Raw genomic sequence first — 22,746 nt, 5'->3', positions numbered from 1 at the left:
GTCGCCATGTCCGACAAGAACGTTTCCGCCAAGCCGCCGTATCCCCCGGTCGACCTCGCCCCCGAGCCCGGTTGTGACGTATGCGCCTGGTGGGACAAGCGCCGGGAGAACGCCGAGCGCGGGATCGGTTCGGCGACACCCCTGGAGTGCGCCCGGAAGATCGCCACGCACCCGCACCGCAGGGCGGGAGACCCCACATGACGCCCGGCGAGCGCGGCGGGCGCCGCTACCCGGCGCGGCGTCCCACCGCGAACGTGCCCGTCCTCGGGCAGGAACTCCGGGTGGGTATGGCCGTGTTCGACCACAGGACGGACATGCCCGGCTTCATCCGTTGCTTCGCCGGTTCGGTGGTCCACCTGGTCCGCCCCTCGGGCCACACCTGGGAGGCGCCCCGGTTGTCGGTGCGTCCGGCGACCGAGCGGGAACAGACACAGCTCCGCGCCCTCGCGGCCCTGCGCCGCAAGCAGCGGCCTCCCGCGAGGAGGAAGGGATGAGCCCGACCCTCTACCGCCTGACCGTCATCTGTGAAGGGCCGGTCAACGGCGCGTGGGTACGTGTCGTCCTCGCCGCCCGACAGGCGGCGGGGCCGGACCGCGCCCTGTCCTTCCTGCGCTGTCAGGCCCGGCGCATCGCCGACGGGCTCGACCCCGACCCGTGGTCCCTGTGGGCCCCTCCGGGCACCCTCGTCCCCGTAGGACCTCCCGCTCCCGACGTGCCCACCGAACTCCGTTGCTGGTGTGATGACTTCGTTGCTCAGGAGAAGGCGTGGAATCAGCTCCTCGCGGGCACGGCGTTCACCTTCCGCGCCGCTGACCACAGCGGGGTCTACCTGCTCACAGCGGTGCCCGTACCCACGTACCACCCGTCGCCTCCGGCGCCCCGGCCCGGCCGCCGCAGACACCGCAAACCCCGTTGGTACGACCGGTTCCGCCCACAGCGGCGCCCCGGCCGGATATGCACCGCCGCCGGACGGCCAGGTCTTCACGCGCCCCCGGCCGTTCCCCGCAGGCGGAGCAAGCGGTCGATCGCCACGTGGTACGCACACACGTCGTCATCCAACGGGTGACGGTCTCCCATGTCCGGTCTCGGCCAAGGTCTCCCGCACGGTTTCGGTCTCCGACTTGCCGCCCGGCTTGATGACGCCGGCCGGAAACTGCCAGGTGATCCCGGCAGCCTCGTCGTCCCGTCGGCAGACCAGTAGGACATCGCTTTCGCGGAGGACCACCGCGATGGCAACGCGCGGCGCCTGCGCGGTGCACAGTGCTGCCCACAGGGCCCGCGTGTGTCAGATCGGCAGGTCCCACCCCGGGCCGTCCTCGGTGCCGAGCCACACCCTCTGACCGGCGGCCGAGACCGTGATTCCGAACCGCTCCTGGTGAGGCTCGTCGGCAGCCTGCCAACACTGCACGGCCCCTTCGACCCGGTCCCACAGACGAACGGGACCCCGCTGGACAACGGTCCACCCGCCTTGGGGGTTGGGGGCCGTCCGGGCCTGCGAACCGGTGGACACGTCCCAGAGGATCTGTTCCGCCCCCGCCCCCATGCGTTCGGCCGAGGGCGCCGCGAGCTGCGCGACCCAACCGCCCGTCCAGTCATCGAGCTTCGCGGGGTCGATCCGGCTCGGACGCTCATCTCCAGGCAGCAGGGCCAGCATCGGGCGGGGCGGACGGTCGTGCGGCCGGGCGATCATGAAGCTGGTGCAGCCGGGCAGGAACCGGCCCGTGGCCTCCCCGGGGCCGGTCACGTCCAGCAGTGCGAGGGCGTTGGCGTAGCTCCACCCGGACAGCGTGACCAGGATCTTGCCGCCCGGCCGCACCTGGTGCAACCACGGCAGCGGAATATGTCGGACCGAACACGTGGCGATCAGCCGGTCGAACAGGCTCCCGTCCGGGTCGCCGCGCATCCCGTCACCGATGATCAGCCGGGGTGCGAAACCGGCGGCCTTGAGCGCCGCCGCCGCAGCACCACCCACCACCGGGTCGTACTCGATGCTGGTGAGGTTGGCGTCCCCGAGGCGGTGTGCACCGAGGGCGGTCGAGTACCCGGTGCCGGTGCCGATCTCCAACACCCGGTGACCAGCCTCGGCGCCGAGCTGCTGCCACATACGCAGCACCAAGGACGGCAGGGTGGACGACGACGACGGGGAGCCGGTCATGGTCCCCTCGGTCACATCGTCGGGCCTGATCCGACCGTCCAGTTGGGTGATCAACGTGACGTCGGAGTAGACCCCCTCCAGCCATCCGGACTCACCCTCCCGGACGGGCCGGTAGCCGGTCGGAACGCTCCCCGTCACCGTCCTGAAGTAGGACCCCGTGAACAGCTCGCGCGGAACCGCCATGACGGCGCTGTGCCACTCGGGTTCCGTCAGGGCGCCCTCCTCGGTGAGTCTGTCCGTCAAGGTGTGGCGGAGCTGAGCCGATGTGCTCACGCGTCGGGGCCTTTCTCCAGCTGGTCGGTCAGAGCATGGGCGATTGCCGCCGTGGTCCGGGCCGGCTGCCACGCCCATTGGCCATTCGGGTTGCACTCAAGGAAGTACCAGTTGCCCGCAGTGGTGACGGCAAGGTCGAACGCCCCGTAAATCAAACGGAGTTCGGCAAGGTAGGCAACGATCGCACGCGCAACCGCCCCGGGTAATTCGATCGGTGTGCACGTCATCAAATCCTGACGGTAGCGCCAGTCGAGATCAGGGCTGTCGATCCGGACCCCGAACAGTCGGCCGCCTACGGCGGTCACCCGCACATCGAACGCCTTGTCGACCTTGGCCTGGAACATGTGTGGGCAGATCGACACGGCGTCGGTGATCTCGGCCTCGCGCACCTCCCGGACCCACACGCTGTGTGGCTGGTCGCCCACTCGGTAAGGCGTGTTCCACACCGGTTTGTAGACCACTCCGCCGGGCTGGTGGGCGGCGAAATACCGTGCCTCGCGCGGGTCGTTGGTGATCACTGTGCTGGGCACCAGGAACCCGCAGCGTTGCGCGGTCGAGAGCTGCGCCGGCTTGAACTCGGCGGCTCGGTTGTTCCAGGGGTGATTGACGTAGCACGCGCCCGGCAGTGACGCGAGGATGCCGCCCGCGCCCCACAGGGCTTGTTCCACGGCGAACTGACGGTCCTGGCCGCTCAACCCGGCCGGCCCATCGTAGGGCGAGGGCCTACGCACCCAGACGGACCGAATCCGAGTGGTGTCGAGCTTCCGGCTTTCCGTGCGCAGGGTGCCCTGCTGGGCGCCCGTACAGTAAGTGGCGGTCAGCGAGGCACCCGTGTGCAGGTCGGTGCCGGGGTCGAGACGGACCACGGAAACCCGGCGCTCGGCGAGAAGCCGCAACACCACGTCCGCTGTCACGTCGTAGGGATTGGTCAGCACCAGTACCGACCTGCTGTCACCCATCAGCCGGAACTCTGGTCCTGGTCATAGGACTCGGTGCTGTCCGCGTCGGTCGCGCCCCCCGGACCGGACCCGTCACCGGGGGTGGTCGCGGTGGGCGTCAGGCCACTCGTGCTGGTGCCGTGCTTACCCAGCTCGACCGTCCGGCCGTGCTCGTCCACCATGACGGCGATCTGCGTTTCGGGGTCGATCACGGGCGTGTACTGCGGGACCGTGGTGGTAGCCGCGTACGGCTCCATTCGTTGCGTGCCCCACGGTGCGGGCGTCTGCGTCATCTGCCGGTCGATCTGCTCTCGGCTCAGCAGGGGGACGAAGGTACTCACCAGCCGGACTCCCAAACTCCGATGGATGTGAACGTGCAACAGCACGCCCTTGGGAGCGTAGAGCGATGAAAGCGAGCCGACCAGAAAGTTTCTAGATCTTTCTAGCAATACCTCCGGAGAGGTGACGGTACGGGAAATTACTCGCCATCCTCCGGCACGTCGGGAGCAAGATCACTCACCACGCGATTGATGATCGCCCGTGCCGAACGTCCGTAGCTGGCGACGGCTGCGAGCGAATCGAAAATGCCGCTGTACAGGGCAAGTTCCTGGGGTTGAGCAAGGTTCAGCTCTGCCGAGAACGTCTCGACCATCACCCGGTCGTTGTCCAGCAGCCAGAAGCCATGCGCGGGCGCGACCACGTACGCCGTCTCGAACCCGATGATGCCGAGCTTCACGTTGGGCAACGCCGAGAGCGTGACGAGTCGGTCAAGCTGCCCGAGCATGCACCCTGGCGGGCACAGCCGGTAGCGCAACGCCGCCTCGGTCAGCACGAAGTGGAAACGTTTTTCCGGCCGATACAGAACCTCTTGGCGCTGCATCCGCGCGGCCACGGCCTCATTGATGTCGTTGCGCACGTTGAACACGGTGATGCTTTGAGCGAACCGCGCCCTGGCGTACGCGGCCGTCTGAAGAAGGCCAGGAACAAAGGTGGACTCGAACCCCCGGAAGAGGCGCGTCTGAGCGTCCAGGTTGGCAATCTCTTGCTGATGCGGCTTCAAGCCCGTCTTGAGCTGCCGTTGCCACTCGGCGTGCTGGACTTCGAGCGTATGCAGTGAAGCGAGCAGCGCGTCAGTCTCGTCCTCCTTGCCGGTGACCCGCGTCCACCCACTGATGTCGCCGTCGGTCGGTGCCTGTCGGCCGTTCTCCAGCTTCGACACCTTCGAGGGTGGCCAGGCCAACGACTCCGCGAGCTGCCGACCGCTCATGCCGGCCTGCCGACGAAGATCACGGAGTCGTTTGCCCAGTGCGTCACGCGCTTCGTGCACGGTGGTAACGCCGGTCGTTCTATTCGTCCGCGGCAAAGTCATCCCGTCGTGTGGCGAGGTGCCAGGCGGCATCACGCCAGTAGTTGTGCTGCACGATCACGGCAGGATCTTCGATGATTTCACCGCCCAGGAAGTTCTCGTCGTCATCAAAGTGCATCCGTACCAGCTTGCGCGAGTCGAACAACCAGTAGTCGTAGTCCGGGAGATCAGCCGCTTCATCCCTCTTGAGGTAACGAATGTCCTCACCAGCCGCGTTGGTGTGCTGCGAACAGAACACCCCGAAGCGGCTGTAATCGGTGAGCGGCACCGTCACCACCCGCACGCGCATGAAGCGGCGGCCCTCGGCGGTCGTCTGCCGGATCATGGTCAGCCAGTTCTGGAACCAGTACAGGTCAACCGTGTCACCCGCGACGAACTGACGCAGCGCCTCCGACTCGTTGGCGGACTTGTAGTGGTCGCGCGTCTCCAGCCGGAAGGCCGTGTGCTCGAAGGTGCGAAAGAGCTTGGTGAACTCGGGTCCGACGAGCAGGCTCAGCGCTCTCCCTCCTGTTCCAGGTAGCGGAGCGCGTACATCTTGAGTACGTCCTCAGGGATCTCGATGAGCGTCTCGTGGTCGGGGACGGGCCCGACATCGGCGAGCGCCTGGGGATCTGTCACCTTCCATCCCTGCGCGATGCAGGTCTTACGGTCGGTGCGGTCGGTCGCGAACAAGGTAGGCGAGTTGCCTTCCTGGGACTCTGGGTCTTTGCCGAGGAGCCGAGCACGCATGGCGTGCCTCCGTTGCTCGAAATTTGGCGAACCGTTCCCAACCATGATGTCGGACGGACTGAATACTCGTCAATGGAGCAAGGACCGCCTCCGCCACACTGAACCGGACCCCAGCCCGTACAGCGGCCGGCCCGCCACCCGAGGAGGGTGGCGGGCCGGGCCGGTGCCGGTGCCGGTTCAGGCCGGCGAAGGCAGCCTCGGGAGGCGGTGGACGTCGCGGGCCGTGCCCGTGACCCCGGAGAGGAAGCCCTGCGCGCGGGGCGACGCCGTCTCCTTGAGCCATTCCGGGGCTATGTCGCAGACCGCGACCCGTACGCCCGTGCCCGCGAGGGCCAGCGGCAGGGTGTGGACCACTGTCGACGGGAAGCTCAGCACCGTACGGCCGATCGGGCCGCGGCGGGCGATCAGCTCCAGGGGCAGGTCGGGGCGGACGATCTCCAGGCCCGTCGCCGCGTGCAGCTTGTGGAGCTTGTCGACGTTCTCGCGCCGGTGGGCGAAGTAGCGCGTCGCGCCATGGGTGCGGGCGAGCGCGATGACCGCCTCGGTGTACAGGTCCGCGTCGACCACGCCCGTCTCGACCAGCGAGGTGCCGACCATGTCGGCGCCGGTCGTGATCCGGGGCGGCCCGAAGGTCGCGCGGGTCCAGGCGAAGGTGTTGGCCGTCACGGTGATGCCGTCCGGCACCCCCTCGACCGGCATCGAGGTGAAGACCTCGACCGAACGGGCGGCCGACGGGGTGAGGCGGCGGCGCGCGGCCGCGGTGACCGGTGCCAGGACCAGTTCCCGCGGCCCGCGCGAGCCGCCCCGCCGGTGCCAGCGCACCAGGCGTTCGCCCCGGGCGATCTGCCCGACGAACTCCATCGTCGCGGTGCCGTCGTCGACGACCGTCAGCTCCTTGGTGGGGACCAGGGCCAGCAGGAGCTGTACGTAGCGGGAGAACGGGTCACCGATGACGACCCGGTCCGCCTTGCGCAGCAGCGGTGCCAGCGCCCGTACCGTCCGCAGCGGCGCCCCGGCCCCGCCGCGCGCCTCCTGCCAGCGCACCGTGAAGCCCTCGTCGCGGGCCAGCTCGGCCACCCGGCGGAGCTGACCGCGCGACATGGGGTCGGTGGGCGACAGGACGATGACGGTGAGCGCGTCGCCCGTCCCGCTGAGGTGCGCCCACTCCAGCACGTTGAGCAACTGGACCGGGCTCTCCACGAAGGCGATCGTGGGGGCGGCGGGGGTGTCGGTGAGAAGGACGCCCGCGGGCGCGGAAGCTGTCGCGGCCACTGTCTCGCTCTGGTACGGGGAGCTGCCCCCGCCGGCACCGGTCATGGCGTCAGACCGCTACCGGCTCGGCGGCCTCGGCGACGACGCCCGCGACGCGGCGGAGCTTCTTCATCGGGCCGAGCTCCGACTCGTACACCTTCTTGACACCGTCACCGAGGGACGCCTCGATGGTGCGGATGTCGCGGACGAGGCGCGTCAGGCCCTGCGGCTCGACGGAGGCCGCCTGGTCCGAGCCCCACATGGCGCGGTCCAGGGTGATGTGACGCTCGACGAACGTGGCGCCGAGGGCGACGGCGGCGAGGGTGGTCTGGAGACCGGTCTCGTGGCCGCTGTAGCCGATCGGGACGTTCGGGAACTCGGCCTGGAGGGTGTTGATGACCCGCAGGTTGAGCTCCTCGGCCTTGGCCGGGTACGTCGAGGTGGCGTGGCAGAGCAGGATGTTCTCGCTGCCGAGGACCTCGACCGCGTGGCGGATCTGCTTCGGCGTCGACATGCCGGTGGAGAGGATGACGGTGCGGCCGGTGGCGCGCAGGGAGCGCAGCAGCTCGTCGTCGGTGAGGGAGGCGGAGGCCACCTTGTGGGCGGGCACGTCGAACTTCTCCAGGAAGGTGACGGCCTCGGTGTCCCACGGGGAGGCGAACCAGTCGATGCCGCGCTTGGCGCAGTGCTCGGCGATGGTGCGGTACTCGTCCTCGCCGAACTCGACGCGGTGGCGGTAGTCGATGTACGTCATCCGGCCCCAGGGGGTGTCGCGCTCGATGTCCCACTGGTCGCGCGGGGTGCAGATCTCCGGGGTGCGCTTCTGGAACTTGACCGCGTCACAGCCCGCCTCGGCGGCCACGTCGATCAGGGCCAGGGCGTTGTCCAGCTCACCGTTGTGGTTGATGCCGATCTCGCCCGTGATGTAGACGGGGCGGCCGGGACCGGCGGTCCGGGTACCGAAGTTCCGCAGACGGGAAGGGGAGTTGGTGCTCATGGCGGTGCGTCCTTACTTGTTGACTGTGTGGAGGGTGTGGGGGTTCACGGGGGCGGTGGGGGTGGCGGGAGCCGTGGAGAGCGCCGGGCCGAGCAGCCAGGTGGCGATCTCCCTGACGGCTCCCTCGCCGCCGGGCGTGGTCGTGACGGCGCGCGCCGCGGCGCGTACCTCGTCGTGGGCGCTCGCGACGGCCACCGGCCAGCCGGCGAGGCCGAAGCAGGGCAGGTCGTTGACGTCGTTGCCGACGTAGAGGACCCGTTCGGGCGCGATGCCGTGCTCGTCGCACCACTGCTTGAGCGCCAGGTCCTTGCGGTCGATGCCGTGCAGGACCGGGACCTGGAGTTTGCGGGCGCGGGCCGCGACGACCGGGTTCTGCTCGGTGGAGAGGATGAGCAGTTCGAGGCCGGAGCGGCGCAGCGCGGCGATCCCGAGGCCGTCGCCGCGGTGCACGGCCACCGTTTCGCGGCCGTCGGAGTCGATGTGGACCTTGTCGTCGGTCTGCGTCCCGTCGAAGTCGAGGACGACGGCGTCGACATCGTCGTACGAGGGCAGGACCTGCGGGTCGAGCAGCGGCGCGAGGAGCCGGGCGCGCGCCAGGTCGTGCGGGTCGTCGATCTCCAGCACCCGCGCGGGGTCGGTGGGGACGAGCGCGGTGCGGCCGAAGAAGCGGTGGCGCGCGGTGCGGAAGCCGTCGGCGCGCATCGCGTAGGCGGCGCCGGTCTCCAGGTACTCCTGGGGGCGGTCCTGGCGGCGCGGCCGGTTCGCCTTGTCGTGGTTGACGCCGTAGCCGTCCGGTTCGGTGCGGCCCGCGCCGTCCTGGCGCCAGACGAAGCCGTGGGTGGGCGCGACGGTCAGCGCGGTGTCGGCGCCGTCCTCGGTGACGGCGCCGGTGACGCCGTCCAGGTCCTCGGCCGTGAGGAAGGGGCTGGTGCACTGCACCAGCAGCACCACGTCGGGGTCGCCGGCGCCCTGGCCGCGTGTCGCGCCGTGCGCGTCCATGGCGTGCAGGACGGCGTCCTCGCTGGTCGCGGTGTCCCCCGCGATCGCGGCGGGGCGCAGGACGACCTCGGCACCGGCCGTGCGGGCCGCCTCGGCGATCAGCGCGTCGTCGGTCGAGACGACGACGTCGGTGACGCGCCGGGCCGCCAGACAGGCGCGGACCGCGCGGACGACGAGGGGGATGCCGCCGACGGCGGCGAGGTTCTTGGCGGGTACGCCCTTGGATCCGCCGCGTGCGGGGATCACCGCGAGGACGGTCATCAGTACTCCGTAGGGGGTCGGGTGTGCGCGGCTCGTGCGATGACAGGTCGTGCGGGGGTGCCCGGAAGGCCGGCGGGCGCGGCGGGGGCGGCGGGGGCGGTCACAGCTCGCCCATCCGGCGGATGACCGGCGCCACGCGCTGCACCCCGTGCCGGTAGGCGCCGCGCGCCGCTCCCCGTACCGCCTCGCGCACCACGCGCCGCACTCCGCCCGCGCTGTTCTCGGCGGTTCTGGCGGCGGCGGGCAGCGGGGTCCCGTCCGCCGCGAGGTGGTAGCGGGCGAGCAGGCCCGGCAGGTATCCGGGGGCGGTCGTGGCCGTGTAGTACGGGCTGATCTCCGGGAGTTCCCCGGCGGAGGCCCGCTCGGTCAGCTCGGTGACGCGCCGGCGCGCCGCGTCGAAGGCGTGGGCGTACGAGCCATCGGCGGCGACGCCCTGCCGGTCGGCCCACCGGGCGTCGGGGACGGGGCGTCCGCCGCCGTCGAGCTGGTCCCAGGAGGCCAGGCACCCTGAGCCGATGAAGTGGTGGTTGCCGAGCGGCTCGCGCACCCCGAAGTCGGTGAGGATCGCGGTGGGCACGGAGCGGTGCAGGGACTCCAGGGCGGCCGTCGAGGAGACGGTGACCAGCAGGTCCGTACGGTCCAGGACCTCGCCCATGTTCCCGTACACCAGCTTGAAGTTGTCCGGCAGCCCGCCGGGCACCTTCTCGGCGAGGCGCTGGTAGGGGAACTCCTCGATGTGCGTGGTGTGCTCGCCGGGCTTGCTGCGCAGCTTGAGCAGCACCTCGCGGCGCGGGTGGAGCCTGGCGTGCTCGACGAGGCGGCGCAGCAGGTACGTACGGTCGGCGCGGGTCGCCGGTACGGAGGGCTGCGCGGCGAAGACGAGCGTGTCGCGCCCCTCCTCGGGCTGGTAGCGCGCGCCGCCGAGGAACGGCAGCGCCGCCTCGGTGACGGAGGAGGCGTCGGCGCCCACGCCCTCGTAGACGGCGCGGAAACGCTCCGCGTCGTAGAGGGAGTTGGCGAGGACGACGTCCGCGCCGTGCCGCAGCAGCAGCCCGTCCGAGAGCTTCTCGTAGACGACGCCGACGTAGCCGGTGACGACAACGGGCCGCTCCGCGAGTCTCAGCGCGGCGATGCCGTGCAGCATCGCCTGGACGGCGCCGCCGACGAGCGCCAGCACGACGATGTCGTACGACTCCTCGCGCAGGGCCCGCAGGAAGGCGGTCCCGGTCACCTCGCGCAGGGCGTCGGCGTCCGCGCCGACCTCCGCGAGCTGGCGGGGGGTGGGCGTGGCCCGGCCGCGCAGCAGGAAGCCGCTGAGCTCTGTGGGGCGGTCGTCCGGGGCGATGCGGCGCGCGGTGAGCGCGCCCCATTTCCACCGGGTGTCGGAGTCGGCGAGCACGGCGACCCGGACCGCTTGACTGATACGTGATGGCACGTCGAGGACGTTAGGAAGCCATTCCGTTTGTCGGCCCAACTCAATGGCAATGGAGGGTTAACAACACGTCTACGAATGGCGTCGCACCCCGGGAAATGTCCGGAACAACGAGTGGCTCCGGCCGATTCACTGTTCCGACACTCTTCGTTCATCCGGCGTGCCCCGCGAAGTCAGCCCTGGTGACGGCATGCCGCCTAGCGTCACTCGGGTGGTGAAGCTCTCTGTTGTCGTGCCGTTCTACAACGTGCGGACATATGCCCCCGAAACTTTGCGGAGCCTGCAGGCGAATACGCGTGCCGACTTCGAATTCCTGCTTGTCGACGATTGTTCGGCGGACGGTACCGGCGAAATCCTGGACCGTGCGGAACGCGAACTCCCCGGCGCCAGGGTGATCAGACATGAGCGGAACGGAGGACTCGCCACCGCGCGGAACACCGGCCTCGACGCCGCGACAGGTACGTACATCACCTATCTGGACGGCGACGACTGGGTGGCTCCCGGCTATTTCGAGCAACTGCTCGCGGCGGCCGAGGATCTGGACTGCGATTTCGTCCGTACCGACCATGTGCAGTTCACCGGGAAGTCCCGGGCGGTGCACCGGGTCCCGGTCGGCCGGCGCTCCACGGTGCTCGACCCCCGGGACGCGATCCTGCCCGCCGACCGGTCCACCTCGGTCGACTACGCCTACGCGTGGGCCGGGATCTACCACCGCCGGCTGGTCGACCGCGGGCTGCTGCACTTCACGGACGGGCTGCGCACCGCCGAGGACCGGCCCTGGATCTGGAGGCTGCACCGGGAGGCGGAGTCCTTCGCCGCGGTGAGCCTGCACGGGGTGTTCTACCGGCGCGGGGTCACCTCGTCGCTCACCCAGATCGGTGATGTCAGGCAGCTCGACTTCATCCGGGCCTTCGACCAGGTGGTGGCGGAGACGGCCGCGGACCGGGACGCGGATCTGCTGCTGCCGAAGGCCGTACGGACGTACTGCGCGGTCATGGCCCACCACCTTGGCTCCATCGAGAGGTTCGAACCGCCCGTGGCACGCAAACTCCGCTCGCTCAGCGCGGCGGCCCTCAGGCGCATTCCGGCGCCCCTCCTCACGGAGACACTGGACTCGATGGACGCCGCGCGGGCCGGGCGGCTGCGCCGGGTCCGCCGCCGTCCGATCGCGCAGCGGGGACCGGAGGCAGCCTGATGAGCATGTCGGCCAAGGGCACCACGCAGCTCTTCTTCGCCTGCACGCAGTACGCGGCGGCGACCGTCACGGCGGCCATCCGGGCCGGGCTGTTCGGCCCGCGCTCGGAGCACCGCCGGATCCTGGTGATCAGCGACACCTCGTCCTCCCCCGAGCTGGCCACCGCGCTGGACACGCTCCCCGGGTTCCGCCCGCTGCGGCCGGAGTACGACGAGATCCGGTCCTGGAACGACTTCGTACGCCCCTTCCACCCGGCCGGCTGGTCCCCGCGCGAGCAGGACGCCGCGCTGTGGCAGCGGGCCGTCCGGGAGGCCTGGGGGCTCGGCGACACGCCGGTGGAGATCGCCTGCGAGTCGATCCAGGCCAATCCGTCCCAGGCGGTCGCGGCCATCTTCGGGGACAGCCCGCTCCATGTGTACGCGGACGGGCTGATGAGTTACGGGCCCACCCGGAGCAAGCTCGACCCGCTGATCGGGGGGCGCGTCGAACGGCTGCTGCACCTGGATCTCGTACCGGGCCTGAAGCCGCTGCTGCTCACGGAGTTCGGCGTCGAGCCGGAGATCATCCCGGACGAGACCTTCGTGAAGGTGCTCGCGGAGATCGCGGACGCGGAGAGCGCGGCGGACGCGAAGCTGGACGCGCTCGCGGACGGTGACGCCGCCGACGAGCCGCCCGCGCTCATCCTCGGCCAGTACCTCTCCGCGCTCGACATCCTCACCGTGGCGGAGGAGGAGGAACTGCATCTGGGGATGGTCAGGGGCGCGATCGCCCGGGGCCACCGCAATGTCGTCTTCAAGCCCCACCCCTCGGCGCCCGCGCAGTGGTCGCGGACGCTGGAGGAGGAGGCCGCGTCCCTCGGGGCGAAGCTGACGGTACGGTCGGGCCCCGTGCTGGCCGAGGTGCTGTACCAGCGGCTGCGCCCCGCCCTCGTCATCGCCTGCTTCTCCACGGCCCTGTTCACGGCGAAGGCCTTCTACGGGCTGCCGGTCGCGCGGACGGGCACGGAACTGCTGCTGGAGCGGCTGGCCCCGTACCAGAACAGCAACCGCGTACCGGTGACGATCGTGGACGCGCTGCTCCCGCCGCTGGAGGACGGCGCGGGCGCGGGGGGTGCAGGCGCGGCACAGGCAGGGAGCGCGCCGTACGAGCCGTACGAGCGGCTGTCCGAGCTGGTCGCGGCCGTCGGGTTCGCGATGCAGCCGCAGATCTACCGGAGTCTGCGCCCGGCCGCCGAGGGCTTCCTCGCCCGGCATCTGACCCCGCGCACCACGGTCTACTTCAAACGCCGCAGGCTCGCGGTGCTGGCGCTGCCCGGTGGCGTTCCCACCCAGCTCGCCTTCATTCCGCGCAACGCGACGGTACGCAGGGTGGCCCGGCACGCGCGCTCGTTCAAGAGGGCGGCGCTGGGCTGAGCCCACGGCAGGACGCGTGGAGGCGGAGCGCTGCGACGGAACGCGGCGCTCCGCCTCCTGCGGTCCGTACGAAGCGCGAGTTCATCCATTCCACGACCGACGCATCGACGCAGGGACGAAACGGAACCCCGGAATGACTCAGACGACCCTGGCCAAAGCACCGGAACCGGCGCCCGGGCCAGTGGACCCCCCGGCCCCCGCGGCGCCCCCCGCGAAGGGGGACCGCCTGCGCGCCCTGGACGGCCTGCGGATCCTCGCCGCCCTGATGGTGTGCACCTTCCACTACGCGGGGAAGGGGCAGGTGGGACATGCGTGGGGCCAGTCCCCGAAGGAGCTCTTCCCCGATCTGTCGGCGGTCGCCACCTACGGCTCGCTGGGCGTGCAGCTCTTCTTCGTCATCAGCGGTTTCGTCATCTGCATGAGCAGTTGGGGCCGCTCACTCGGTGACTTCTTCCGCTCCCGCGTCTCCCGGCTCTACCCGGCCTACTGGGCGGCCATCGTCCTCACCACCGCCGCGTGCGTCGCCCTGCCGTCGGTCATCGAGCCCCTGCGCCTCGACGAGGTGCTGGTGAATCTGACGATGCTCCAGCAGCCGATGGGGGTGGACCGGGTCCTCGGCGTGTGCTGGACCCTGTGGGTCGAGGCGCGCTTCTACCTGCTCTTCGCGCTCTTCGTGGTGTGGAAGGGCGTCACGTACCGCCGGGTCGTCATCTTCTGCTGCCTGTGGACGGTGGCGGGGGTGTTCGCCCGCGTCGCCGACAACCCGCTCACCGACGAACTCGTCATGCGCGACCACGCGCCGTTCTTCATCGGCGGCCTCGCGCTCTACCTGATCCACCGTTACGGCAGCGATCTCCTGCTCTGGTCGATCGTCGCCACCAGTTGGCTGCTCGGGCAGCGCTACTCGACCACCGCGCTGTGGGACCCGAACGCGACCAGCGTCTTCCAGGAGCGCTCCCCCTACGTGATCCTGCTCCTGGTCACCTTCGCCTTCGGCGCGGTGGCGGCCGTGGCCCTCGGCTGGCTGCGGTGGGCGAACTGGCGCTGGCTGACCTTCGCCGGGGCGCTCACGTACCCCTTCTACCTGATCCACGAACACCTCGGGTGGTTCGTGATCGCCGCCTATCACCAGAAGTTCGGCCTGGACGCGCGGCTCACGTTCGTCGCCACGATCGTCACGCTGCTCGCGGTCGCCTGGCTGATCCACCGGCTGGTGGAGAAGCCGGTCGGCCCGCGCATGAAGCGCCTGATGAAGCAGCAGGCGGAGCGGGTGCGGGCGTAGCGGGGACCCGATCGGCCTGACGGAATGGCTGACGCGGGTGGGCCGCCCCTACACTCCACACAACGCCGCGTAACGTGGCGTGACGGTCGATCCACAGGGAGTACGCATGAAGGCGAACAAGGGCGACCGGCTGGTCATGCACGGCAGGGTGGTCGGCAAGCAGGACCGCGTCGTGGAGATCGTGGAGGTGCTGGGCCCGGAGGGCACGCCGCCCTTCCGGGTACGCGCCGCGGACGGCCACGAGACGATCATGTCGCCGGGCCCCGACACCATGGTCGAACACCGCAAGGGCAACGACTGACGGCCCGGGTCCCCGACGCGGGGCGCCCGGTCAGTGGGCGATGGTGTCGATCAGCTCCCGCGCGCCCTGGCGCAGCAGCGCGAGGGCGACGGACGCGCCGAGATCGGCCGGGCTGAGCAGCCCGGCCCACTCGTGGGCGTTGAGCACGGTCTTGCCGTCCGGGGTGAAGACACAGGCGCGCAGCGAGAGGTCGCCGTTGGGGCGGGCGGTGGCGTACCCGGCGATGGGGCTGTTGCAGTGCCCCTGGAGGACGTGCAGGAACATCCGCTCGGCCGTCGTCTCACGGTAGGTGTCCGGGTCCCCGAGGCCGCTGACCGCGTCGATGAGCACCGTGTCGTCCTCACGGCACTGGAGGGCGAGGACCCCGGCGCCGATGGGCGGGCACATCGTCTCGGGCGACAGGATCTCCGTGATCACGTCACTGCGGCCGATCCGCTCCAGCCCGGCGGCGGCGAGCAGCAGCGCGTCGGCCTCCCCCGCGGCGAGCTTCTCCAGCCGCCGGTTGGCGTTGCCCCGGAACGGGACGCACTCCAGATGCGGGTGGGAGGCGGCGAGCTGGGCGACCCGGCGCACCGACGACGTACCGATCCGCGTCCCGTCGGGAAGCTGGTCGAGGGTCAGCCCGCCGGGGTGGATCAGGGCGTCGCGGATGTCGTCCCGCTTGAGGAACGCCGCGAACGTCGTCCCCGCGGGCAGCGGCCGGTCCGCCGGCACGTCCTTGACGCAGTGCACCGCGAGATCCGCCTCGCCCGCGAGGAGCGCGGCGTCGACCTCCTTGGTGAAGGCGCCCTTGCCCTCGACCAGGGAGAGGTCGCCCATCCACTTGTCACCGGTGGTCTTGACCGGCACGACCTCGGTCGCCGTACCGGGATGCAGCACCCCCAGCTCGGCACGGACCCGCTCCACCTGGGCCAGGGCCATGGGCGAGTCGCGGGAGACGATACGGATCAGCTCAGGAGCGGACATGCCTTCCACGATAGACCGCCCGGGGGTGCCGCCGGACCGCCGTTGGGCTGACCCGGCGGCGCCGGGCACCGTCAGACGCTGCTGAGGGAGAGCTTCGCCGCGAAGCCCAGGAACATCGCCCCCGCCGCCGTCGTCATCCCCGCCGAGAGGCGCTTACGGCGGCGGAAGGCCGCCGCGAGGCGCGTACCGCCGAATATCAGGGCCGAGAGGTAGAGCGCGCTGGCCGCGTTGGCGAGGAGGCCCAGGAGGACGAACGAGAGGGCGGGGTGGGCGTAGCCGGGGTCGACGAACTGGACGAAGAAGGAGATGAAGAAGAGGATCGCCTTCGGGTTGAGCAGACTGATCATCAGTGCCTTGCGGTACGGTCGCTCGGCCGCCGGGGCCGTCTCCCGTCCGCCGTCGGCGCCCGCCTCGTCGCGTTCGTGCCGGGCGCGCCACATCGACCACGCGGCGCGCAGCATTCCGACGGCCAGCCAGGTCAGGTATCCGGCGCCCGCGTACTTCACGATGCCGAACAGCACGGCGTTCGCCTGGAGCAGCGAGGCGACGCCCGCCGCGGAGAGCACCATCAGGACCGTGTCACCGCACCAGACGCCCGCGGCGGCCTGGTAGCCCGCGCGTACCCCTCGGCGGGCCGCGACCGAGAGCACGTAGAGCGAGTTCGGGCCCGGCAGCAGAACGATCAGGACGAGGCCGACGAGATAGGTCGGCAGATCAGTGACACCCAACATGTACCGGAGTGTCGCATACGAGTTCGATGCCGCGCCGGGAGAATCCGGCTGCCGGACACCGCCGCTCGGAAGGCCGGAACGGCTCAGTACGCGTCCACCGGTACGTACGTCCCCCACACCTCCCGCAGCGCGTCGCAGACCTCCCCCACCGTCGCCCGCGCCCGGAGCGCCGTCCGCATCGGGTGGAGCACATTGGCGGTGCCCGCCGCCGCCTCCCGCAGCTCCGTGAGGGCCGTCCGTACCGCCGTCCCGTCCCGCTCCGCGCGCAGCCGCGCCAGCCGCGCCGCCTGGCGGGTCTCGATCTCCGGGTCGAGCCGCAGTGGGGTGTACGGCTCCTCCTCGTCCAGGGTGTACCGGTTCACGCCGACGACCACCCGCTCGCCGCTCTCCGTCTGCCGGGCCACGGCGTACGCGGCGCGCTCGATCTCGCCCTTCTGGAAGCCCCGTTCGATGGCGCCGACCGCGCCGCCCATGTCCTCGATCCGGGTCATCAGCGCGAGGGCCGCGGCCTCCACGCCGTCCGTGAGCCGCTCGACGGCGTACGAGCCGGCGAACGGGTCGACGGTCGCGGTGACGTCCGTCTCGTACGCCAGCACCTGCTGGGTACGGAGCGCGAGGCGCGCGGCCTTGTCGGAGGGGAGCGCCAGCGCCTCGTCGTAGGAGTTGGTGTGCAGCGACTGCGTGCCGCCGAGGACCGCCGCGAGGCCCTGGACCGCGACCCGGACGAGATTGGTCTCCGGCTGCTGCGCGGTGAGCTGCACGCCCGCCGTCTGGGTGTGGAAGCGCAGCATCAGCGACCTGGGGTTCTTCGCGCCGAACTCCTCGCGCATGATCCGGGCCCAGATCCGGCGCGCGGCACGGAACTTGGCCACCTCTTCGAGGAGCGTGGTCCGCGCGACGAAGAAGAAGGAGAGCCGGGGCGCGAAGTCGTCCACCTCCATGCCCGCCGCCAGCGCCGTCCGTACGTACGCGATCCCGTCGGCCAGCGTGAACGCGATCTCCTGCGCGGGCGTGGCCCCGGCCTCCGCCATGTGGTAGCCGGAGATCGAGATGGTGTTCCACCGCGGGATCTCGGCGCGGCAGTACCGGAAGAGGTCCGCGACCAGCCGCAGGGAGGGCTCCGGCGGGAAGATGTAGGTGCCGCGCGCGATGTACTCCTTCAGTACGTCGTTCTGGACGGTCCCGGTCAGCTCCCGTACCGGAACGCCCTGTTCCTCCGCGACCAGTTGGTAGAGGAGCAGCAGTACGGCGGCGGGCGCGTTGATCGTCATCGAGGTGGAGACCTCGCCGAGCGGGATCCCGTCGAACAGCACCCGCATGTCGTCGATCGAGTCGATGGCGACGCCGACCCTGCCGACCTCGCCTCGTGCCAGGGGCGCGTCGCTGTCGTACCCCATCTGCGTCGGCAGGTCGAAGGCGACGGAGAGGCCGGTCGTGCCGTGCGCGATGAGCCGCCGGTAGCGGGCGTTGGACTCGGCGGCGGTGCCGAACCCGGCGTACTGCCGCATCGTCCAGGGCCGGCCGGTGTACATCGTCGGGTGGACGCCCCGGGTGAAGGGGTACGCGCCGGGCTCGCCCAGTTTCTCGGCGGGGTCCCAGCCGGCCAGCGCGCCGGGCCCGTACACCGGCTCGACGGGCAGGCCGCTCTCGGTGAGCCTGACGCCCCGTCCGGCGCCGGATTCACGGGCCGGGTCCGGCACGGGATCCGGCGTCGGGTCCGGCGTGGGATCTGTCGTGGGATCCGTCATGGGATGCCGCCTCCCGTCGCTGACCGCCGGTCACTACGGACTGTAGCGGCGGCCGGTCGTCCGCGCGCGCCCGGACGTCGCCCGCGCGCCCGGGAATTCGGGAGTTACGGGCACACGGGCCGCGCCGGCGCGGGATCATGTCACTCCGGTCACTCCGGTCCGGCAACGCGCCGGGAACCGTCTTCTTCTCTTCGGGGAGCCGCGAAGATGCTCACGACATCCACCCTGTGCAGAGGGTTCGCCACGGCCGCCGTACTGGCCGTGAGCGTGGGTTGTACGGTGCAGCCGGGCACGGGCGAGCCGGCGGCCGACGCCAAGGGCGGGGACTCCCTGGGGGTGAGTATCGGCCCGCTGCCCGAGCGGACCACGGCCACGCCCACCCCGCCCGCGCCCGCCCCGACGGCCGCGTCGGCCCGCCCCGCCACCGACCGGACTCCGTCCGCGGCGCCCGTACCCACGACGCCGGAGGCCCCGCCGCCGAGCCCGAGCCCGACGCGGACCGCGCCCCCGACGCTGATGGCGACCGGCAGCCAGAGCGACCAGGTGCGCGAACTCCAGGCCCGGTTGGGCCAGATCGGTTACTTCGACCGCGCGCCCACCGGCTACTACGGCTCCGTCACCGCCGGCGCGGTCTCGGCCTTCCAGGACCGGCGGGGGCTGCCGAGGACCGGCGCGACGGACACCGTCACCTGGCAGCGGCTCCTCGGCATGACCCGCACACCGACGGCCGACGAACTGACCCCGCCCACCACCAAGCCGGTCGCCAAGCCTGATCCGCGGTGCATGAAGGGGCGGGTGATGTGCATCAGCAAGACGAGCAGCACGCTCTCCTGGATGATCAACGGGAAAATAGAATCGTCGATGGACGTGCGCTTCGGCTCGGAGTACACCCCCACGCGCGAGGGGACGTTCGAGGTCGGCTGGAAGTCCCGGCACCATGTCTCGACGCTGTACGACTCCCCGATGCCGTACGCGATGTTCTTCAGCGGCGGCCAGGCGGTGCACTACTCGGAGGACTTCGCGGCCCGCGGCTACTCGGGCGCCTCGCACGGCTGCGTCAACGTCCGGGACGAGAAGAAGATCGCCGCCCTCTACGCACAGGTCAAGACGGGCGACAAGGTCGTCATCTACTGGTGAAGAGGGGCGCGGGCGGGACCGGGGGAACGTGTCCCGCCCGCGCCGATGCGCTGAGCCGAAGGTACGGGGGGAACCCCGGCTCGATGCGCTGCCGATGACCAGTCGGCTCACTCTGTACTGCGCCATGGCCCGGAAAAGTGTCACACCCGACATCGCGGTATCGGAGAACAGCAGGTCAGGAGGGGTCCGGGGCGGACGGGGTCGCCTCGGTCGTCGCCGGGTCCGCCGGGTCCGCCGGGTCCGTCACGGCATCCGTCGGGTGCCGCGATGTCTCCGGCGCCGGCGTCCCGTACGGGGGAGGCGCGGTGGGCGACAGGGTCGGTGGCGCGGGGGTGAGCTGCGGCTGCCCGCTCTCACCCTGGCCGCCTTCTTCCTCGTACCCGCCTTCCTCGCCCTGGCCGCCCTGACCTCCGTGGCCGTTCCGGTCCTTGCCGTAGCCGTTCCGGTCCTTGCCGCCGCCCCGCAGGTCGCCGTCGAGCAGCCGGTCGCAGTAGCGCTTCGTACCCCCGGGCTCGTCGGCCGCCGAGTCCAGTGCCTTCCCGCGCTCGGAGTCGATCGCGCCGCTGCGGTAGTCGCGGCAGGCGTCGACGGTCTCGCGGTACCAGGCGCCGGACGCCGGGTCCGTGTTCGGGACGAACCGCTCGCTCCGGCCGTCCGCCGACCCGGCCGGGGTGTCCTCGTCCCCCTCGGCCTCGCCCCGTGCCGCCTCGGCCGTCGAGCCCGGCGCGGAGGGCGAAGCGGACGTGGAGGGGGAAGCGGGCGCGCGCTCGCCCGCGCCGTCCGCGCTCGGGCGGTCCGAGGGCGGCGCGGGCCGGTCGTGGGCGCGGTCGGCGGAATCGGAGGACAGCGGCCTCGGGGAGACGCCCGCCGAGACGGAGCCGGCGGGCCCGTGGCCGGGTCCGCCGAAGAACGAGGGCAGCACGGTGGCGCCCGCCGCGACGGTGAGCCCGCCCAGCGCGCAGCCGGCCACCGCGACGACCAGACCCCGCCGCAGCGGACGTCCGCGCCGCCGCTCCCGTACGGTCCCGGGCGCCAGGGCGAGCCGTACCGTACCCAGCAGATCCGTGCCGCCTTCGGCCTCGCCGGCCTGCCGGAAGGCGGCCAGGGCAGCCGCCTCACCGGGCAGTTCCTCATCGTTTGCGTACGTGACGGCGGACATGTCCCGCAGCGCCCCGGAGAGCCGTTCCCGCCGGGCCCGCGCATACTCGTCCGGGGCCTCGACGGGGTCACCGCGCAGCAGTCTCTCCGCCGCGTCCTTGTCGAGCCACGCGTCCCGCTCGTCGGCCATCACATGTCCTTCTGCGTCCGCAGGCGCGAATACGTCACACCTGGGGAAGCGGCGGCTCCCGGTCGTGGGCTGCGCTGCGGAGGTACGGCGGCCAGCCCCGCACGGCGGCCGGCGTCGCCCGGAGCGCCGTCGGCGGCGGCCCCGGAGGCACCGGGAGCGTCACCGGGGCCGGCGTCCGCCCCGCTGTCCGCGTCGAGGAGTTCGGCCAGCCGCTTGAGTCCGCGGTGCGCGGCCGTCCGTACCGCACCGGGGCGCTTGCCCAGGGTCTTGGCCGCGCTCTTCGCGTCGAGCCCGACCACCACCCGCAACACCACGGCCTCGGCCTGGTCCTGGGGAAGCTGGGCGATCAGCTCCATCGTCCGGCCGGTCGCGAGGGCTTCCATGGCCTCGTCCGCCGTGTCCGAGTCGGCCGCCCGGCCCGTCAGCTCCGTCTCGTCGGCGCCGATGGCGGGGCGTCTGCCGCGCATCCGGAGGTGGTCGAGGGCGCGGTTACGGGCTATGCGCGCCGCCCAGCCGCGGAAGCGGTCGGCGTCGCCGGTGAAGCGGTCGAGGTCGCGGGCTATCTGGAGCCATGCCTCCGAGGCCACGTCCTCGGCGTCCGGCTCGCCGACGAGTGTCCGTAGGTAGCCCAACAACCGCGGGTGCACCGCGCGGTACACAGTACGGAAGGCGTTCTCGTCCCCGTCCTGCGCCGCCAGCACCGCGGTGGTCAGCTCCGCGTCGTCCCCCAGCACTCCCACAACCTGTCCTGAACATCGCGGCCGGTCGCCGCCGCGCCACCCCACGCGCTCCTGCACGCTACGGCCTTACCCGGTCCGCGTCCACGCCTAGTACAACCTGCAACAACTTGCTGGCGTTATGAGGTGTGACACAAAACGCCTCCGCGGCGCTGATACGAGTACGGGGTCGTGCTGCGGCTCCGGCGGACGGCGACCGGGGCCTCTCCTGTGGGGGGTGGCGGCCCCGGTCGTCCTCCCATTTCCCCCTCTGACCAGGCAATATCCAGGGCGCTGGGCCTCCGGATGACCAACGCGTGACCAGCGCATCCGGGAGCCCTTCCCGCTGACACCGTCGCCGACGCCGAAGCGGCCTTCCTCGCCCGTCTCTCCTCGGCATACGAACCGCCCGTCCTTGCGGCCTACGCCGACGGCTCGGTCCCGTCCAGAGTCGGTCGTGCTGATGTCCGCCTGATGTCCGCATCGTCATCTGCGTGCGGTTCAAGGTCCCGCGAGCCTGGCGGGCAGGAGCCTGCCAGGCCCGGATCCGACCGCCCGGTTGCCCTCGCACTCCTGCGGCAACGGATACCCCGGCCAGACATCCTTGGTGAAAATCTGAGGCATGGTACGGCCACAGCTTGGACACCCCCGCGTCCAGGGCCTCTCGTTGGGACCTTGCTGGGCTCGCGCGCCCTGCTCCCTGACCCAGCCAGATCCGAACGAAAGACCCTAGTCGCGGTAGCGAGCAGCGAGAATGACGATCTCCTTGTCCGTGACCAGGTAGACAAGGCGGTGCTCGTCGTCGATCCGCCTCGACCACACCCCAGGCAAGTGGTACTTGAGAGGCTCGGGTTTGCCGATTCCCGTGAAGAGATCACGTTTGACGTCTGCGATGAGCTTGTTGATCCGGGCGAGCATCTTGCGGTCGTTCTTGAGCCAGGACGTGTAGTCCTCCCAGCCCTGATCCTCGAAGACAAGCCTCACGCAGCACCTGCGGCAGGGCTCGTCACGTCCGGATCGATCAGCTCGCGCTCCGACACGTTGATGTTGCCCAGAGCGTTCTCGTACGCCTTGAGCAGACGCCGTGCATTCGCAGGCGGGCGCAGCAGATATGAGCCCTCGCGCAGTGCCGCGTAGTCCTCGGCCGAGACGAGCACGGCGTTGCCATGCTTGGAGACAATCTCGATGGCCTCGTGATCGTCGTTGACCTTCTTGATCAGCGGAAAGAGACCCTTGCGGGCTTCGCTCGCAGTTATCGACCTGGCCTGACTCCCTCAAGCAAGTGGTACCCGATAACGTACCGCTTTCGACCCGATCAATCGGAGTCGGGAGGGTGGCGAGCCACCAGAGAACCCTGCACCGTCCCAGCACGGGATCGCCGCGCAGGGCCGCGCCCGGCTCCGCAATTCCTGCGTACCGCCTTCCGACAACGCTCCGAACATGCAGAAGTCCCGCCTGCTGCCGGGAACAGACGGGACCGTGAGGCTACTGCGATGCGCGAGCCTCAGTGGCGGACCCAGAAGGTGCGCGTGTTGGTGAACTCGCGGATGCCGGCTGCCGCCGGCTCTC

Annotated in this window: 25 protein-coding genes and 1 pseudogene; 8 read left to right on the top strand and 18 right to left on the bottom strand. The window is 70.8% G+C overall.

Going from position 1 to position 22,746, the window contains the following annotated elements; genetic code table 11:
* Positions 1-6 precede the first annotated feature (6 nt).
* From ACIBJC_RS11510 to ACIBJC_RS11500, 3 genes are read left to right on the top strand one after another with little or no spacing between them, the layout of a single operon-like run.
* Positions 7-201, top strand: coding sequence for a hypothetical protein (locus ACIBJC_RS11510; RefSeq protein WP_399290652.1), 195 nt, complete (start codon positions 7-9; stop codon positions 199-201).
* Entirely contained in the window at positions 198-494 is a 297-nt protein-coding gene (locus ACIBJC_RS11505) for a hypothetical protein (RefSeq protein ID WP_399290649.1), read from the top strand. Before ACIBJC_RS11510 ends, ACIBJC_RS11505 begins: the two co-directional genes overlap by 4 nt.
* Complete coding sequence (locus ACIBJC_RS11500) at positions 491-1,066, top strand: hypothetical protein (RefSeq protein WP_399290646.1); 576 nt, start codon at positions 491-493, stop codon at positions 1,064-1,066. Before ACIBJC_RS11505 ends, ACIBJC_RS11500 begins: the two co-directional genes overlap by 4 nt.
* A gap of 12 nt (positions 1,067-1,078) precedes the next feature.
* Here the strand turns inward: ACIBJC_RS11500 and ACIBJC_RS11495 are convergent.
* From ACIBJC_RS11495 to ACIBJC_RS11445, 11 genes and pseudogenes are all read right to left on the bottom strand, one after another.
* Positions 1,079-1,252: pseudogene (locus tag ACIBJC_RS11495) on the bottom strand (NUDIX hydrolase); the annotation flags it as partial.
* A gap of 33 nt (positions 1,253-1,285) precedes the next feature.
* Positions 1,286-2,428, bottom strand: a complete 1,143-nt coding sequence (tgmC, locus tag ACIBJC_RS11490) for an ATP-grasp peptide maturase system methyltransferase (protein WP_399290643.1) — start codon at positions 2,426-2,428, stop codon at positions 1,286-1,288.
* Positions 2,425-3,387, bottom strand: coding sequence for an ATP-grasp ribosomal peptide maturase (gene tgmB / locus ACIBJC_RS11485; RefSeq protein WP_399290640.1), 963 nt, complete (start codon positions 3,385-3,387; stop codon positions 2,425-2,427). The genes tgmC and tgmB overlap by 4 nt, the downstream gene beginning before the upstream one ends.
* A complete protein-coding gene (gene tgmA, locus ACIBJC_RS11480) occupies positions 3,387-3,707 on the bottom strand; it encodes a putative ATP-grasp-modified RiPP (RefSeq protein ID WP_399290637.1) in 321 nt (106 codons plus the stop codon). The genes tgmB and tgmA overlap by 1 nt, the downstream gene beginning before the upstream one ends.
* 137 nt (positions 3,708-3,844) lie before the next feature.
* Positions 3,845-4,693 carry a helix-turn-helix domain-containing protein gene (locus ACIBJC_RS11475; RefSeq protein WP_399290634.1) on the bottom strand — a complete coding sequence of 283 codons (849 nt, stop codon included), beginning with the start codon at positions 4,691-4,693 and terminating at the stop codon, positions 3,845-3,847.
* A gap of 19 nt (positions 4,694-4,712) precedes the next feature.
* The gene (locus tag ACIBJC_RS11470; RefSeq protein ID WP_399291196.1) at positions 4,713-5,222 is read right to left on the bottom strand and encodes a DUF6879 family protein; all 510 of its coding nucleotides are present in this window, start codon (positions 5,220-5,222) and stop codon (positions 4,713-4,715) included.
* 2 nt (positions 5,223-5,224) lie between these two features.
* Entirely contained in the window at positions 5,225-5,350 is a 126-nt protein-coding gene (locus ACIBJC_RS11465; protein ID WP_399290631.1) for a hypothetical protein, read from the bottom strand.
* Positions 5,351-5,638: 288 nt separating this feature from the next.
* Positions 5,639-6,778 (bottom strand): hypothetical protein, encoded by a 1,140-nt coding sequence (locus tag ACIBJC_RS11460; RefSeq protein ID WP_399290628.1) that lies wholly within the window; start codon positions 6,776-6,778, stop codon positions 5,639-5,641.
* A gap of 4 nt (positions 6,779-6,782) precedes the next feature.
* Positions 6,783-7,709, bottom strand: a complete 927-nt coding sequence (locus ACIBJC_RS11455; RefSeq protein ID WP_399290624.1) for an N-acetylneuraminate synthase family protein — start codon at positions 7,707-7,709, stop codon at positions 6,783-6,785.
* Between the two features lie 12 nt (positions 7,710-7,721).
* Complete coding sequence (locus ACIBJC_RS11450; RefSeq protein ID WP_399290621.1) at positions 7,722-8,969, bottom strand: cytidylyltransferase domain-containing protein; 1,248 nt, start codon at positions 8,967-8,969, stop codon at positions 7,722-7,724.
* Between the two features lie 100 nt (positions 8,970-9,069).
* Positions 9,070-10,404: a DUF6716 putative glycosyltransferase gene (locus tag ACIBJC_RS11445; RefSeq protein WP_399290618.1), complete on the bottom strand. Its 1,335-nt coding sequence runs from the start codon at positions 10,402-10,404 to the stop codon at positions 9,070-9,072.
* Between the two features lie 208 nt (positions 10,405-10,612).
* Here ACIBJC_RS11445 and ACIBJC_RS11440 point away from each other — a divergent pair, with 208 nt between their 5' ends.
* The 4 genes from ACIBJC_RS11440 to ACIBJC_RS11425 all read left to right on the top strand — a co-directional run bounded on the left by ACIBJC_RS11440 (position 10,613) and on the right by ACIBJC_RS11425 (position 14,591).
* Complete coding sequence (locus tag ACIBJC_RS11440) at positions 10,613-11,596, top strand: glycosyltransferase family 2 protein (RefSeq protein ID WP_399290615.1); 984 nt, start codon at positions 10,613-10,615, stop codon at positions 11,594-11,596.
* A gap of 5 nt (positions 11,597-11,601) precedes the next feature.
* Positions 11,602-13,008 (top strand): polysialyltransferase family glycosyltransferase, encoded by a 1,407-nt coding sequence (locus ACIBJC_RS11435; RefSeq protein WP_399291193.1) that lies wholly within the window; start codon positions 11,602-11,604, stop codon positions 13,006-13,008.
* A gap of 133 nt (positions 13,009-13,141) precedes the next feature.
* Positions 13,142-14,290 carry an acyltransferase family protein gene (locus tag ACIBJC_RS11430; RefSeq protein ID WP_399290612.1) on the top strand — a complete coding sequence of 383 codons (1,149 nt, stop codon included), beginning with the start codon at positions 13,142-13,144 and terminating at the stop codon, positions 14,288-14,290.
* 106 nt (positions 14,291-14,396) lie between these two features.
* Positions 14,397-14,591 carry a DUF1918 domain-containing protein gene (locus ACIBJC_RS11425; protein WP_329828851.1) on the top strand — a complete coding sequence of 65 codons (195 nt, stop codon included), beginning with the start codon at positions 14,397-14,399 and terminating at the stop codon, positions 14,589-14,591.
* A 30-nt stretch (positions 14,592-14,621) separates the two neighbouring features.
* Here the strand turns inward: ACIBJC_RS11425 and hemC are convergent, their stop codons facing one another.
* The 3 genes from hemC to ACIBJC_RS11410 form a co-directional block, all read right to left on the bottom strand.
* On the bottom strand, positions 14,622-15,557 hold the full coding sequence (hemC, locus tag ACIBJC_RS11420) for a hydroxymethylbilane synthase (protein WP_399290608.1): 936 nt from the start codon (positions 15,555-15,557) through the stop codon (positions 14,622-14,624).
* A 71-nt stretch (positions 15,558-15,628) separates the two neighbouring features.
* Entirely contained in the window at positions 15,629-16,288 is a 660-nt protein-coding gene (leuE, locus tag ACIBJC_RS11415; protein ID WP_399290605.1) for a leucine efflux protein LeuE, read from the bottom strand.
* 83 nt (positions 16,289-16,371) lie between these two features.
* Entirely contained in the window at positions 16,372-18,036 is a 1,665-nt protein-coding gene (locus ACIBJC_RS11410) for a methylmalonyl-CoA mutase (protein WP_399290601.1), read from the bottom strand.
* Positions 18,037-18,243: 207 nt separating this feature from the next.
* On the opposite strand from ACIBJC_RS11410, the gene ACIBJC_RS11405 reads away from it, so the two are divergent.
* Positions 18,244-19,173: a L,D-transpeptidase family protein gene (locus tag ACIBJC_RS11405; protein WP_399290598.1), complete on the top strand. Its 930-nt coding sequence runs from the start codon at positions 18,244-18,246 to the stop codon at positions 19,171-19,173.
* Between the two features lie 175 nt (positions 19,174-19,348).
* Here the strand turns inward: ACIBJC_RS11405 and ACIBJC_RS11400 are convergent, their stop codons facing one another.
* From ACIBJC_RS11400 to ACIBJC_RS11385, 4 genes are all read right to left on the bottom strand, one after another.
* Entirely contained in the window at positions 19,349-20,461 is a 1,113-nt protein-coding gene (locus ACIBJC_RS11400) for a hypothetical protein (RefSeq protein WP_399290595.1), read from the bottom strand.
* The gene (locus ACIBJC_RS11395; protein ID WP_399291190.1) at positions 20,461-21,195 is read right to left on the bottom strand and encodes an RNA polymerase sigma factor; all 735 of its coding nucleotides are present in this window, start codon (positions 21,193-21,195) and stop codon (positions 20,461-20,463) included. The genes ACIBJC_RS11400 and ACIBJC_RS11395 overlap by 1 nt, the downstream gene beginning before the upstream one ends.
* Positions 21,196-21,906: 711 nt before the next feature.
* A complete protein-coding gene (locus tag ACIBJC_RS11390) occupies positions 21,907-22,161 on the bottom strand; it encodes a Txe/YoeB family addiction module toxin (protein ID WP_399290592.1) in 255 nt (84 codons plus the stop codon).
* Positions 22,158-22,433, bottom strand: a complete 276-nt coding sequence (locus tag ACIBJC_RS11385; protein ID WP_399291188.1) for a type II toxin-antitoxin system Phd/YefM family antitoxin — start codon at positions 22,431-22,433, stop codon at positions 22,158-22,160. The genes ACIBJC_RS11390 and ACIBJC_RS11385 overlap by 4 nt, the downstream gene beginning before the upstream one ends.
* Between the last annotated feature and the right edge of the window lie 313 nt (positions 22,434-22,746).

The sequence above is a fragment of the Streptomyces sp. NPDC050509 genome, from assembly GCF_044457965.1.
GTDB lineage: Bacteria > Actinomycetota > Actinomycetes > Streptomycetales > Streptomycetaceae > Streptomyces.
The sequence above is the reverse complement of the archived record's forward strand: the minus strand, read 5'-3'. Positions and strand labels throughout refer to the sequence as shown.

Excerpts from the sequence above, each read along its gene's own strand:
- ACIBJC_RS11510 (WP_399290652.1), top strand. The coding sequence starts at position 7 with ATGTCCGACAAGAACGTTTCCGCCAAGCCGCCGTATCCCCCGGTCGAC.
- ACIBJC_RS11505 (WP_399290649.1), top strand. The coding sequence starts at position 198 with ATGACGCCCGGCGAGCGCGGCGGGCGCCGCTACCCGGCGCGGCGTCCC.
- ACIBJC_RS11500 (WP_399290646.1), top strand. The coding sequence starts at position 491 with ATGAGCCCGACCCTCTACCGCCTGACCGTCATCTGTGAAGGGCCGGTC.
- tgmB (WP_399290640.1), bottom strand. The coding sequence starts at position 3,387 with ATGGGTGACAGCAGGTCGGTACTGGTGCTGACCAATCCCTACGACGTG.
- ACIBJC_RS11460 (WP_399290628.1), bottom strand. The coding sequence starts at position 6,778 with ATGACCGGTGCCGGCGGGGGCAGCTCCCCGTACCAGAGCGAGACAGTG.
- ACIBJC_RS11455 (WP_399290624.1), bottom strand. The coding sequence starts at position 7,709 with ATGAGCACCAACTCCCCTTCCCGTCTGCGGAACTTCGGTACCCGGACC.
- ACIBJC_RS11450 (WP_399290621.1), bottom strand. The coding sequence starts at position 8,969 with ATGACCGTCCTCGCGGTGATCCCCGCACGCGGCGGATCCAAGGGCGTA.
- ACIBJC_RS11435 (WP_399291193.1), top strand. The coding sequence starts at position 11,602 with ATGTCGGCCAAGGGCACCACGCAGCTCTTCTTCGCCTGCACGCAGTAC.
- ACIBJC_RS11430 (WP_399290612.1), top strand. The coding sequence starts at position 13,142 with ATGACTCAGACGACCCTGGCCAAAGCACCGGAACCGGCGCCCGGGCCA.
- ACIBJC_RS11425 (WP_329828851.1), top strand. The coding sequence starts at position 14,397 with ATGAAGGCGAACAAGGGCGACCGGCTGGTCATGCACGGCAGGGTGGTC.
- hemC (WP_399290608.1), bottom strand. The coding sequence starts at position 15,557 with ATGTCCGCTCCTGAGCTGATCCGTATCGTCTCCCGCGACTCGCCCATG.
- leuE (WP_399290605.1), bottom strand. The coding sequence starts at position 16,288 with ATGTTGGGTGTCACTGATCTGCCGACCTATCTCGTCGGCCTCGTCCTG.
- ACIBJC_RS11410 (WP_399290601.1), bottom strand. The coding sequence starts at position 18,036 with ATGACGGATCCCACGACAGATCCCACGCCGGACCCGACGCCGGATCCC.
- ACIBJC_RS11405 (WP_399290598.1), top strand. The coding sequence starts at position 18,244 with ATGCTCACGACATCCACCCTGTGCAGAGGGTTCGCCACGGCCGCCGTA.
- ACIBJC_RS11400 (WP_399290595.1), bottom strand. The coding sequence starts at position 20,461 with ATGGCCGACGAGCGGGACGCGTGGCTCGACAAGGACGCGGCGGAGAGA.